This is a genomic window from Xanthomonas sp. A1809 (assembly GCF_017746015.1).
GTDB classification, from domain to species: Bacteria; Pseudomonadota; Gammaproteobacteria; order Xanthomonadales; family Xanthomonadaceae; genus Xanthomonas; species Xanthomonas euvesicatoria.
Map to the genome: position 1 here is coordinate 29,804 of NZ_JAGHWZ010000013.1, position 14,048 is coordinate 43,851.

A 14,048-nucleotide genomic window follows, 5' to 3' on the forward strand; every position below is an offset into this window, starting at 1 on the left:
ATGCACGAAGACACCGCCACCGTGACCGAACTGGTCACCGCCATGCGCCGCGGCGCGCTCGACCTCAATGCCGTCCTGGCCGCGCTGGGCAAGCGCGCCGCGGTACCGGAGGCCGAATACCGTGCCGGGGTGGAAACGCTGTGGACGCTGCAACGCCAGCACCTGCTCGACGATGCCACCGTGACCACGCTGGTGAGCCGGCTGGATGCGTTGCGCGATCGTGCGATTGCGCCTGCGCCTGCGCCTGCCCCGTCGCCAACGCCAACGCAGCAGCCAACACCCACGCCAACGATGGTCGACGACGATGCCACCGTGGTGATGCCACGACCCGGCCCGGCGCGCATGGTCGAAGACGACATCACCCGCGTGCAACCGGCGCAGCCCCTGCCCGGCGATGCGCCCAGCCTCACCAGCCTGGGGCTGGGCACGCCCACCCACCTCGGCACGCAGACCGGCACCGGCACCGGCACGGCCGGTACCGCCAGCCTGTCCAGCTGGCAGCACCTGGCCGAAGCCGCCGGTGGCGATCATGCCGGTGTCGGCAGCCTGCTCAAGGGCCGCTTCCAGCTCGAACGCGAACTTGGCCGCGGCGGCATGGGGGTGGTGTATCTGGCCCGCGACGAACGCAAGGTGGAAGCACGCGACCGCGACCCGTGGCTGGCGGTCAAAGTGCTCAGCGACGAGTTCCGCCGCCATCCCGACGCACTGGTCGCCCTGCAGCGCGAAGCGCGCCGCTCGCAGAAGCTGGCCCACGACAACATCGTGCGCGTGTACGACTTCGACAAGGATCGCACCCTGGTCTTCATGACCATGGAATACATCGACGGCTGCGACCTGAAAACGCTGATCCGCGAACAGGCCTACAACGGCATGCCGCTCAAGCAGGCCTGGCCGCTGATCGAGGGCATGGGCCGGGCGCTGATGCGCGCGCACGCGGCCGGCATCGTGCATTCGGATTTCAAGCCCGGCAACGTCATGGTCACCCGCGATGGCGTGGCCAAGGTGTTCGATTTCGGCATCGCACGCGCCGGCAAGCATGCGGCGGATGTCGCCGGCGAACAGACCGTGTTCGATGCGGCCACCCTGGGTGCATTGACACCGGCCTATGCCAGCCTGGAAATGATCCGCGGACAGGCGCCCACCCCGGCCGACGATCTGTACGCGCTGGGATGCGTGTGTTTCGAATTGCTGAACGGCAAGCACCCATTCGACAAACTCAGTGCCGAAGTGGCGCTACGCGAAGGCCGCCGCCCGCCGCCGGTGCCGGGCCTGACCCGTCGCCAGTGCGCCACGTTGTGCGCGGCCGTGGCATTCCCGGCTGCGCAGCGGCTCACGCGCGTGGACCAACTGCTCGACGGCCTGCGCCAGGTGCCGCTGCGCGAGCGCGCGCTGCCGTTGATCGGCTATGGCGCCACCGCGCTCGCGCTGGTCGGCGTGGGCGGGTGGGGCGCATCGCGTTATCTGCATCAGCGCCATCTGGATGAGGTCATCGCACGCTTCGGTGCGCAGGACCCGCAGCAGTACCGCGACGAAACCCAGGTCATGCAGGCGCTGTCCAGCCTGAGCGCAGACGACCGCCGGCGCGTGCTGATGGACCGCAGCGACCTTATCGAAGATTTCCTGCTGCGCCGCCTGGACGCGCTGTGGAATCCGGCCAACAGCCGCGACGATTACCGCGGCGCGTTGCAGGTGTTCGCCTTGCGCGACCGGCTGCGGCTGTATTCGCCCGCGCTGGATGCGCGTCGCCAGGCCATCGAGCGCGAAAAGAACCAACGCCTCAACGCGCTCGACACCACGCTCAATCGCCAGCTCGATGCCGGGCTGTTGTTCCGCACCCGGCCCGACAACGCACTGGCCACGCTCGACCAGGTGCGCCGCATCGATCCGGGCAGCAGCCTGCTGCGCCATTCCGCACTGGAAGTACGCCTGGACGCGGCCATCGCGCAGGCGGTGGCGGCCGGGCAACTCACCACCGCGCGGACCGAAGTAGAACAGGCGCGCGCAGCGTTTCCGGACTCGTTGCGCCTGCAGTTGCGCAGCGCCGAGGTCGGCGTGGCCGAGCAGCAAGCCAAACGCACGCCGGTTACCGCCGCGCCGCGCGATGCCGACAGCGCGCGCAAGGCACTGGCTGCCGATCTGGCCAACCCCAGCACCGACCCGGCCTGGCGCGCGCGTATCGACGCCGCACTGGCCGCACTGCCGGTGGCCGAGCGCAGCAGCCAGGGCAGCGCGCTGGCCGAGGCCATCAGCACGGCGGTTGCCGCACAAAGCGACCCCGCACAGCTGGCTAGCGCGCAGGCGCTGGTGGATGTCGGCCTGGGCGTGGCCCCGCAATCGGCCGGCCTGCTGGCCCAGCGCACACGCCTGCAGACGCTGGAGCACCAGCTCGAACAAGCGTTGGCACGCGAAAGCGCCGAGTCCGAACTGGCCGCGCGGATCGAGTCGCTGCGCCGCGCCGCCGCCGCCAACGATCTGGGCAAGACCCGCGATGCGCTGGCGCGCATCCGCACCCTGCAACCGGACCATCCGTTGTTGCGCAGCGAAGGCCCGCAACTGCTCTCGCAGGTGTATCGCAACACCGCCGGCGATGCGTTCGCACACGGGCGATACGCCCAGGCGGCCGACCTGCTGAGGCAAGGGCTGCAGACACTCGGCCAGCGCGACGAACTGCGCAGCGCGCAAACCCGTTATGCGGTGGCCGCCGCAGTGATGACCGCGGGCACGCTGGCGCCCGGCGAACGCCAGCAACTCGCCGGGCGCCTGCAAACGCTCTATCGCACCGACGCCACCGCGCTGGCGCAATTGGAGGCGCAGATGAAGGCGGCCGGCCAATTGCCGGAAGGCTCGTTGTCGGCCCGTCTGCAACGCGCGCCCGCCGCCGATGCGCCGGCCGACGCCAGCGTGTCGCCGGGCGGCGCCACCGAGACAGCTGCGCCGGCCGCCGGCGCAAGACCGGCGCGCGGCAAATCCGCTGCCAAGCCCGCCGCCACCCCAACGACTGCGCGCGACCCCGCCGCTGCGGCATTGCCCGCCAACGCGGACGATACCGACAGCCTGCCGCCGGTGCCTACCGGCCCGGATCCCTGCGCCGGCCTGGCCGGGCGTGCTGCGGCGTGCTTCGACACACTCGGGCAGACCCGCGGGCCGATGCTGGTGGTGATCCCGGCCATCGCCGGCGGCAAGCCGTACGCGTTGTCGCGCGGCGAAGTGGCGGTGGCCGATTTCAACCTGTTCTGCCAGGCCACCGGCCGCTGTACCGCCCAGGCCGCCGCCACCCCGGAGCTGGCGCGCGCGCCGGTGCGCAATATCAGCCTGACCCTGGCGCGCGCCTATCTGCGCTGGCTCACCATCGGCAGCGGCGGCTGGCGGTACCGGCTGCCCAGCGATGCCGAGTGGCTGCATGCCGCGCAGGCGGCCAGCAACTGGCGGCAGGCCGAAGACAGCAATTGCGTGCCGCCCAACGCCAGTGCCGGCGATGCCGCGCGCGCACCGGTGTCGGCACGCGGGCGCGATGCCAATCCCTGGGGCCTGATCAATCTCACCGGCAATGTCTGGGAATGGGTATCGACCGGAACAGGCGTGCAGGCGCGCGGCGGAAGTTTTTCCAGCTACTGGTCCGATTGCACGGTGCAGGCCAGCCGTGCCGACAACGGCTCGGCGCAACCGGACGTGGGCCTGCGCGTGCTGCGGGAGCTGCCGTGAGCGCCGCCCCGCCGTCGCCCACCGCTGCCGCTGCGCACCCGGCCAATGCGCAGCTGCAGGCGCTGGCGTTGGCGCATCAGCAGGGCCAACTCGACCGCGAGCAGTACCGCGCACGCCGTCGGCGCGTACTGGACGCCGCCCGCCAGACCCAGGGGGTGACCCTGCGCAACGCCTTGCCGAGTTCGCCTGATGCCCGGCCGGGCCCGCTGTCGGCGCATCCGGTCGCACGCAAACTGCGCAGTCAGGTGGCAGCGGTCTTCATAATCGTGATGCTCATCGCAATAATCTTGCTAACATTGCATAAATGTACGTCGGGGTTTGATCGACGTTCAGCAACGGGCGAGGTCAGACACGCCGATCGCCGTGCAGTCGCCGCCGTGGCGCCTGCGTGTGCAGCGGGACACGTCGGCCATGCGCAACACCGGATGGTCTCAGGGGAAATGGACGTATGCGTATGACGTGTCTGGCCGCGGCGGTGTCCGCGTGCCTACTGCTGGCCGCACCTGGGTGGGCGCAGTCGCCGACCGATGCCACGGCTGCTGCGCAGTCGGCAGCGGCGGTGCCGGCCATGAGGGACCGGACCGAGGCGGTCACCGTGCAGGTGCGCGGCTTTCGCGTGCGCGATGTGGGCCACTACCCGGAAGCCGGCATCGACCCGGCCCGCATGCAGGCCGTGGCCGACGCTGCCTTCGCCGAGCTGGCCCAGGGCCAGCCGGTGGTGGCATTGCGCTTCGATCAATTGCAGGCAGTCGCCGATGCGGTCACCCGCGCCTACCGGCAGGCCGGCTTCATCGTCAGCACGGCCTATCTGCCGGCGCAGACGCCAGGGCCCGACCAACTGATCGAAATCCGCGTGCTGGAAGGGCGCATCGGCCAGATCAGCGTGCAGGGCGCCGCACGCTACCGCGGCAATGCGTTGTCGGCGCCGCTGCGCCAGCTGCAGGGCCGCCCGCTACGCAAGCAGGACGTGGACACCGCGCTGTTGTATGCGCGCGATCTGCCGGGCGTGTCGGTGTCGTCGGTGCTGCAGCCGGGCCAGAAGGAAGGCGAGACCGACGTGGTGCTGGTCGCCAGCGAGGCCGCCCGCCCGTATGTGATCACCCTGGGCGGCAACAACTACGGCACCGAGCTGACCGGCCGTTATCGCGCCCAGGCCGGCATCACCTGGAATAGTCCGCTCGGCCTGGGCGATGTGTTCGCCGCCAACTACGCCTATTCGCTGGCGCCGCGGCAGAGCCAGATCGGCGCGCTGTCCTATGGCCTGCCGATCGGCAGCGTGTCCGGCCTGAGCGCGGTGGTGGGCGCCAGCCGCAGCGAACTGGAAGTGCGCAACGGCGTGTTCGCCCGGCTTGGCCTGAAGGGGCCGACCTCCATCGTCTACACCGGCGCCGACTGGAAATTCATCAACACCGAAACGCTGCAGCTGCAGGGCTCGGCGCGCTATCTGCGCGAGCAATCCAAGCTCAGCGCGCTGGGCATGCAGTTGTCCGACCAGCAGTTCGATGTCGCCGAACTGGGCCTGTCGTTGCGGCGCACCGACCTGCGCTGGCGCGGCGTGGATCTGCTGCAGGGGAGCGTGCGGCAATCCTTGCGCGACCGCTCGGCGGCGGTGGACCAGATCAGCCCCGGTCGCGACAGCTATTTCACCATCGCGCGGCTGGCCTACACGCGCCTGCAATACCTCACCCGCACGCAGCGGCTGTACTTCAAGTTCAACGGCCAATACAGCGACGACACGCTGACCCCGATGGAGCAGTTCGCTGTCGGTGGGCCCGACAGCGTGCGCGCCTATCCGGTCTCCGATGCATTGGGCGACCGCGGGTATTACACCGCGCTCGAATACCACATCGATGCCCCCGGTTTTGCCGATGCCGCATCGCCGTTCAATGGCGGGCCCTGGCGCGAATTGCTGGAGCTGGATGTTTTCGCCGACCACGCCCGCGTGTTCGCCGCCAATGGCCGCCTGGCGCCGGCCAGTTTCGATGCCGCCGGCGTGGGCCTGACCTTCCGCTTGCCGCAGTACGCCAATTTCGAGTGGCGCATCAGCGCCGCGCTTCCGACCGGTGCGCGCGATGCCTCCGACGGACGCGACGACGCCCGCATCTACACGCGTTTCGGCTTCACTTTCTGAGGGATCTGCGCATGCACGCCACCATCCATACCGCGACCTCGCCGCGCACGCTCCCGTTGCGTCACTGCCCGCTGGCCGTTGCGCTGGCAGCCGCCCTGATGACCATGCCGGTCAGCGGCCTGGCCCAGGTGGCGGCCAACCAGCTGCCGACCGGCGGCAGCATCGCCGGCGGCACCGGCACCATCAATGCCGTCAACGGCAGCAGCCGGACCGTCGACCAGACCTCCTCGCGCATGGCGCTGACCTGGTCGGCGTTCGACATCGGCTCGTCGGCGACGATGATCTTCAACCAGCCCAGCGCCAGTTCGGTGGTGCTCAACCTGGTGCAGAGCGGCAACCCGACGCAGATCTACGGCAACATCAACGCCAACGGGCAGGTGTTCCTGCTCAACAGCAACGGCGTATTGATCGGCAACACCGCCAACATCAATGTCGGCGGCCTGGTGGTCAGTACGCTGGGCACCACCGTGTCCAAGTTCATGAGCGGCGACTACAGCCTGGATGCCGGCGGCACGACCGTGGCGCAGGTCATCAACAGCGGCACCATCAACGCCGCTGCCGGGTCGGCCGTGCTGATCGGTGGCCGGGCGTCCAACAGCGGCACCATCACCGCCACCGCCGGCAACATCACGCTCGCCGGTGCCGACGCAGCCACGCTGACGTTCGAAAGCGGCGGCTTCGGCGTGCTGATCGACAAGCCGCTGCAGCTGAGTCTGGCGACCGAAGCGGTGGACAATTCCGGCACCCTGAGCGCGCCAGGCGGCGCGATCCAGCTGCAGGCGCGCGCGGCGCAAGGCATCTTCGATCGACTCATCAACAACAGCGGCACCATTCGTGCGGCGTCGCTGTCCAATGGCCCCGACGGCAGCGTGTCGCTCATCGCCTCCGGCGGTGGCAGCTTCGACGTCGCCGGCGGCGGCAGCATCGATGCCGGCACCGGGGCGATCACCCTGAGCACCGGTCGCGGCGTGCAACAGACCGGCATCTACACCGCCGGCAGCCTGGGTGGCTTTATCGGTGGCAGTGCCACCTTCAGCGGCGCCAACAAGATCAGCGGCCTCGGCAACCTGGATGTAGGCGGCAACCTCAGCCTGACCAACACGGTCGCGTTGTCCCAATCCGGTGCGCTGGCGGTGACGGGCACCAGCCAATTCCTGCAGTCCGGCAGTGCGCTTTCGCTGACCAACGGCGGCAACACCTTCGGTGGCCTGTTCAGCGCCAGCGGCAACGGCATTGCCGTGAACGCGGCAGGCAATCTCTCGATCGGCACGTTGAACCTCGACAGCAACAGTGCGCTGTCGTTGAGTGCCACCGGCGCATTGACCTTGCCGACAACGGCGATCAACACCGGCAGCGCCAACCTCACCCTGTCCAGCGGCGGCAGCCTCAGCACGCGCGCCACGCTGACCGGGACGAACGTGGACCTCACCGGTCGCGGCGGCATCGCGCTGGCGCATGACGTCACGGCAAGCGGCACGCTGAAGTTGACCGCCACCAACAACGCGGTCACCCAGACCGCCGGCAGCGTGGCCACCACCGGCACCAGCACCATCAATGCCGGAACCGGTGCCATCACGCTGGACGGCGCAGGCAACGACTTCCAGGGCGTGGTGGCGCTGACCGGCGGCAACACGCGCATCAGCGACAGCGGCGCGCTGACACTGGGTGCGGTGAACGTCAACGATCTCACCGCCATCAGCAACGGCGCGTTGAACCTGGGCAGCGGCCGGGTGGGCGGTGCCTTGCTCGCCACCAGCAACAACGGCGCGATCACCCAGTCGGCCGGTAACTTCCTGACCATCGTCGGCACCAGCAACCTCACTGCCGGCACCGGTGCGATCACCCTGAACAACAGCGGCAACGCCTTTGGCGATCTGGTCAGCGCCACCGGTCGCGGTATCTCGTTGAACGCTGCCGGCAATCTGGCCATCGGCACCCTGAATCTTGGCAACAACAGCGCGCTGTCGCTGCGTGCCAGCGGTGCATTGACCTTGCCGGCAACGGCGATCAACACCGGCAGCGCCAACCTCACCCTGTCCAGCGGCGGCAGCCTCAGCACGCGCGCCGCGTTGGCCGGCACGAACGTGGACCTCACAGGCACTGCCGGCATGACTCTGGGGCATGACGTCACAGCAAGCGGCACGCTGGCACTGACCACCACCAACAGCGCGATCACCCAGACCGCCGGCAGCGTGACCGCCACCGGCACCAGCACCGTCAATGCCGGAACCGGCGCCATCGAACTGGATGAAGCGACCAACGATTTCCAGGGCGTGGTGACGCTGACCGGCGGCGACACGCGCATCGCCGACACTGGCGCGCTGACGCTGGGTGCGCTGAATACCGGCAGCCTCACCGCCACCGGCAATGGTGCGTTGAACCTGGGCAGCGGCAGCGTCCGCGGCACCCTGGATGCAACCAGTGGCAATGGCGCCATCAGCCAGAGCGCCGGACTGATCGTCGATGGCAGCGCCACCCTCAACGCCGGCAACGGCGCCATCGCGCTGACCGACGGCAGCAACGATTTCCGCAGCAGCGTCAGCCTCACCGGCACCGGCATCAGCGTGGTCGATCGCGACGATCTAAGCGTCGCCTCGATCAGCAACGGCACCAATGGCGCCATCGCCCTGACAGCCGGCGGCGCGCTCACGCTGCCCACGCAGAATCTTTCCACCGGCACCGGCGCACTCAGCCTGGTCGCCAATGGCGGTGCCTTGAGTACGCTCGGCACCTTGAGCGGCGGCAACGTCAGCCTGAGCGCGCGCGATGGCGTGGCGCTCAATCACACCGTCACCGCCGGCGGTATCCTGGGCCTGACTGCCACCAACGCCGCAATCACTCAGAACGCGGGCGTGCTCGACGTTGGCGGGCTGGCCACCGTCAATGCCGGCAACGGCGCCGTTTCGCTCACAGGCGATAACGACTTCATGAACGGCATTGCATTGACCGGCCGCAATATCGCAGTGGCCGATGCGAACGACCTCAGCGTGGTCTCGCTCAACAACGGTGGCGCCGGCGCCATCGCACTCACGGCAGGCAACTCGCTCACGCTGCCTGCCAGCGGATTGACCAGCACCGACAACCTGACGCTGCGCGCAGACAGCGGCACCCTCACATTGGGCGGCAATCTGGTCGGCAATGCGGTGTCACTGTTCAGCGCCAACGCACTCACGCTGGCGACCAGCATCGACAGCAGCACCTTGTCGGTGTCCACCAACAACGGCGCGATCAACCAGACCGCAGGCGCCTTGCGCATCGGTTCGACCTCCAGCTTCAACGCCGGCACCGGCGCGCTGGCACTGGGCAGCGCGGGCAATCACTTCGTCGGCGCAGTGAGCCTGACCGGCAACGGCGTGTCGATCAGCGACAGCGGCGCGCTGACGCTGGGCACGCTCAACACCGGCAACCTCACTGCCACCAGCAACGGCGGATTGAACCTGGGCAGCGGCCGCGTTGCCGGCACCCTGGCTGCGAGCAGCGGCAATGGCGCCATCGGCCAGGCCGGCGGACTGATCGTCGATGCCGCCACCACCCTCAACGCCGGCAGCGGCGCCATCGCGCTGACCGACGGCAGCAACGATTTCCGCAGCGGCGTCAGCCTCACCGGTACCGGCATCAGCGTGGTCGATCGTGACGATCTGCGCATCTCCTCGATCAGCAACGGCACCAATGGCGCCATCGCCCTGACAGCCGGCGGCGCGCTCACGCTGCCCACGCAAAACCTCAGCACCGGCACCGGCGCGCTCAGCCTGATCGCCAATGGCGGCGTAGTGAGCACGAACGGCAGCTTGAATGGCGGCAATGTGAGCCTAAGCGGCCGCGATGGCATCGTGCTCAATCACAACGTCACCGCCAGTGGCAGCCTGGGCCTGACTGCTACCACCAACGCGATCTTCCAGAATGCAGGGGTGCTCGACGTCGGCGGCCTTGCCACCGTCGATGCCGGCAACGGCGCCATTTCGCTCGCACGCGATAACGACTTCAGGAACGGCCTTGCACTGACCGGCCGCAATATCGCGGTGGTCGATGCGAACGATCTCAGCGTGGTCTCGCTCAACAACGGTGGCGCCGGCACCATCGCGCTCACCGCACGCAACTCGCTCACGTTGCCCGGCAGCGGATTGACCAGCAGCGATGACCTGACGCTGCGCGCAGAAAACGGCACGCTGACATTGGGCGGCGATCTCGCCGGCAATGCGGTCTCGCTGTTCAGCGCCAACGCACTGACGTTGGCGACCAGCATCGACAGCAGCACCTTGGTGGTGTCCACCAGCAACGGTGCGATCAATCAGACCGCAGGCGCCTTACGCATCGGTTCGACCTCCAGCTTCAACACCGGCTCCGGCGCGATCGCGTTGGGCAGTGCCGGCAATCACTTCGGCGGTGCAGTGAGCCTGACCGGCAACGAGGTGTCGATCCGCGACAGCAGCACGTTGACGCTGGGCAAGCTCAACACCGCCAACCTCACCGCCACCAGCAACGGCGCATTGAACCTGGGCAGCGGCCGCGTTGCCGGCACCCTTGCTGCGAGCAGCGGCAATGGCGCCATCGGCCAGGCCGGCGGACTCATCGTCGATGCCGCCACCACCCTCAATGCCGGCAGCGGCGCCATCGCGCTGATCGACAGCAGCAACGACTTCCAGGGCAGCATGAGCCTGACCGGCGCCGGCATCGCGGTGCGCGACAGCAACGATCTCACGCTCTCGGCGTTGACCAGCAACAACGGCGGCACGATCGCGCTGACCGCCGGCGGCAATCTGATCCTGCCAGGCACGACGTTGAACAACGGCAGCGGCGATATCAACCTGATCGCCAACAGCCTGAGCCTGTCTGCCGCACTGCTTGGCGATGAAGTGAGCCTGCGCGCCAACAGCGGCTTGGCCTTGGGCCAGAACATCACCGCGCGCACGTTGTCGCTTGCCAGCAGCAATGCCGCCATCACGCAAAGCGGCGGCGCACTGCTGGTCAGCGGCGCCACCACGGTCGATGCGGGCACCGGTGCGATCTCGTTGCTGCAAGCCGGCAATCACTTCAACAGCGTCAGCCTGACCGGCAACGGCATTGGCGTGACCGACAGCGACAACCTCAGTCTTGCCGCATTGACCAGCACCGGCAACGGCAGTGTTGCAGTGACCGCCGGCGGTACCTTGAGCCTGCCGTCGCAGGCTATCGCGGTCGGCAACAGCAACCTGACCCTGGCATCGAACGGCGGCGCACTGAGCACGGCCGCAGCCCTGGGTGGCAACAACGTGACGCTGTTCGGACGCGACGGCCTGACCCTGGGCCACACCGTCACCGCCAACACGCTCGCCCTGCGCAGCACCAACGCCGCCATCGTGCAGAACGCCGGCGCACTCGACGTGGTGGGCACCAGCACCGTCGATGCCGGTAGCGCCAGCATCGCGCTCAACAACGGCAGCAACCGCTTTGGCGCCGGCATCAGTCTCACCGGCACCGGCATCACGGTGGCCGATCGCGGCGACCTCACCATCAATGCCTTGAACGCCGCTGCCAACGGCACCATCGCGTTGACCGCCGGCGGCGCACTGAACCTCTCCGCGCAGAACCTGGACACCGGCACCGCCGATCTTGCCCTGATCGCCAATGGCGGCAGCATGAGCACCGGCGGCGACTTGCGCGGCCGCAACGTCACCCTGTCCGCACGCGACGGTCTCACCATCGGCCACACCATCACCACCACAGACGCGCTGTCGCTGAGCAGCAGCAACACCGCGATCACGCAGACCGCCGCGGCACTCGATGTTGGCACCACCACCACCGTCAATGCAGGCAGTGGCAACGTCACGCTCAATACCGCGGGCAACACCTTCAACGGCGTGGTCAATCTCACGGCAGGCGACGTGCAGATCGCCGGCAACGCGCTCAGTTTCGGCACGCTGTCCACCAATGCACTCACCGCCAACAGCAGTGGCGCATTGAATCTCGGTAACGGGGTGGTGCGTGGCGCGTTGAACGGCACCAGCGGCAATGCAGCGATCACCCAGAGCGGCGGTTTGTCGGTCGGCGGTGCATCCAGCTTGAATGCCGGCAGTGGCGACATCGCCTTGACCGATGCCAACAACGACTTCGTCGGCGCGGTTGCGCTCACCGGCAATGCCATCGCCGTGCAGGATCGCAACGACCTCAGCATCGCTGCGGTGCGCAGCGGTGCCAACGCGGCGATCTCGCTGGTCGCCGGCGGTGACTTGAACATGCCGGCCAGCCAGATCGACACCGGCACCGGCGCGCTGACGCTGACAGCCAACGGCGGCACCTTGCGCACCGCCGGCGCCTTGCGCGGTGGCACGGTGCAACTGACCGGCGCCAATGGCATCGCGCTGAGCAACACGCTCACGGCAGGCAACGCGCTGCGCTTGAACAGCACCAATGCCGCCATCACCCAGACCGGTGGCGCGTTGCTCGTCGCAGGCGACACCACGGTCGATGCCGGCAGCGGCGCCATCACCCTGGAGGCGGCGGGTAACGACTTCCAGGGCCTGCTCACCCTGAGCGGCGGGGCCAGCAGCGTGCGCGATGCCAATGCCTTGACCCTGGGCACGCTCAACACCGGCGACCTGCAGGTCCGTAACAGCGGCGCGCTGAATCTGGGCGTTGGCCTGGTCGATGGCGATCTGGATGCGGCCAGCAGTGGCGGCGCCGTCACCCAGAGCGGCGCGTTGACCGTCACTGGCATTACCCGCATCAACAGCAGTGGCGCTGCCATTGCATTGACCGATGCCGACAACGATTTCCAGGCGGCGGTGAGCCTGAGCGGCGGCGCGGCCAGCGTGCGCGATCGCAATGCGCTGGTCTTGGGCAATCTGAAGGTCGATGCACTGGATGTCGCCAGCGGCGCCGGCCTGGATCTGGGCCAGGGGCGCGTCGGCGGTGCGCTGGTGGCACGCAGCGGGAGTGCAGCAACGGCCCAGGCCAACACGATCGTTGCCCAGGCGATTGCCGTGCCTGCGGCCACCGCTGCCGGCATTACCCAGCAAGGTGCGCTGACCGTGGCGGGCAGCAGCGTGCTCGATGCCGGCACCGGTGCGATCGTGCTGGATGCGGCCGGTAACGATTTCCAGGGCACGGTGCAGGCGCGCGGCAGCAGCATCGCCATCGCCGATCGCAACGACCTGGCGGCGACTGCGCAAGCCAGCGATGCCCTGCGTCTGCAGGCCGGTGGCCAGCTCACCACCGCTGGCGCGCTCAGCGCCAACGCCATCGCCCTGCGCGGCGGCACCGGCGTGGTACTCGGTCACGACGTTGAAGGCGCCAGCGTGGCCTTGAGCAGCGGCGGGGCGATCACCCAGAACGCCGGCAACCTGCGCGCCGGTCAGCTCAGCGGCAATGTCGCCGGGGCGGTCACGCTCACCGGCAGCGGCAACGCCATCGACGCGCTCGGCGACTTCAGCGCGCAAGGCCTGGATCTGGTCAGCAATCGCTCGCTGCTGGTCAGCGGCCGCGTCGACGGCGGCCCCTCGCTGCGCCTGCGCAGCGGCGGCGAGCTGCACCTGAGCGGCCAGCTCAGCGGCGCCACCAGCTGGTTGCAGGCCGCTGCCGGCATCCGCCAGCGCGCCGGCAGTTCGATCACCGCCGGCCTGCTCAGCGGTAGCGCAGGCGGCGCGGTGGTGCTGGGCGATGCGGCCGGCTTCGTCGACAACCGTGTCGTACGCCTGGGCGACTTCGTCGCCAGCAATGGGTTCAGCTTCACCAATGGCGGCGATCTGCTGCTGGTGCTGGCCAATGGCAGCAGCTACAGCGTGGATGCCGGCAACAGCGCGATGTTCCTGTCGGTCCGCGGCAATCTGTTCCAGGACGGCCGTGCGCCGCTGCGCAACGGCACCGGCACCTTCGCCGCCACCGGCCAGATCGGTACGCAGCAGAACCCGATCTATGTGATCGGCACCGGCACCCAGACCGTGGCGGCGATCGGCGCGCCGCCGGCCTATTTCAACGCCACGACGGTCGACGGCAGCCTGCTCGATCTGGCCGGCGGCTCCGGCTTCAATGTGCCGGCCTCGGCGTTTGCCGGCCGTGCGCAGAGTTCGGCCAGCCGCACCGTGGCCTTCGTGGACCTGTCGGCCAGCGGTACCCCGTACCGCGCCTTCGGCCTGGTCCGCCCCGGCCTGCGGTTGCCCGACGACCAGCAGCCGGCCTGCGATGTCGGCGACCCGGATGCCGTCTGCAATCCCGAGTGACCTGCCTGCCGCCGCTCACC

The 14,048-nt window shown here is 68.7% G+C and carries 4 protein-coding genes; all 4 read left to right on the forward strand.

From position 1 onward, the window contains the following. The 4 genes from J7396_RS16860 to J7396_RS16875 are packed head-to-tail and all read left to right on the forward strand — an operon-like array spanning window position 1 to window position 14,028. The gene (locus tag J7396_RS16860; RefSeq protein WP_209261772.1) at window positions 1-3,702 is read left to right on the forward strand and encodes a protein kinase; all 3,702 of its coding nucleotides are present in this window, start codon (window positions 1-3) and stop codon (window positions 3,700-3,702) included. Beyond that, window positions 3,699-4,160, forward strand: a complete 462-nt coding sequence (locus tag J7396_RS16865) for a hypothetical protein (RefSeq protein WP_209261773.1) — start codon at window positions 3,699-3,701, stop codon at window positions 4,158-4,160. The genes J7396_RS16860 and J7396_RS16865 overlap by 4 nt, the downstream gene beginning before the upstream one ends. Continuing rightward, complete coding sequence (locus J7396_RS16870) at window positions 4,157-5,833, forward strand: ShlB/FhaC/HecB family hemolysin secretion/activation protein (protein ID WP_209261787.1); 1,677 nt, start codon at window positions 4,157-4,159, stop codon at window positions 5,831-5,833. The genes J7396_RS16865 and J7396_RS16870 overlap by 4 nt, the downstream gene beginning before the upstream one ends. Window positions 5,834-5,844: 11 nt before the next feature. Continuing rightward, window positions 5,845-14,028: a filamentous hemagglutinin N-terminal domain-containing protein gene (locus tag J7396_RS16875; protein ID WP_209261774.1), complete on the forward strand. Its 8,184-nt coding sequence runs from the start codon at window positions 5,845-5,847 to the stop codon at window positions 14,026-14,028. The last annotated feature ends 20 nt before the right edge of the window (window positions 14,029-14,048 follow it).

What these genes read in the sequence shown, in the direction of transcription:
- J7396_RS16860 (WP_209261772.1), top strand. Translation starts at nt 1, where the DNA reads ATGCACGAAGACACCGCCACCGTGACCGAACTGGTCACCGCCATGCGC.
- J7396_RS16870 (WP_209261787.1), top strand. Translation starts at nt 4,157, where the DNA reads ATGACGTGTCTGGCCGCGGCGGTGTCCGCGTGCCTACTGCTGGCCGCA.
- J7396_RS16875 (WP_209261774.1), top strand. Translation starts at nt 5,845, where the DNA reads ATGCACGCCACCATCCATACCGCGACCTCGCCGCGCACGCTCCCGTTG.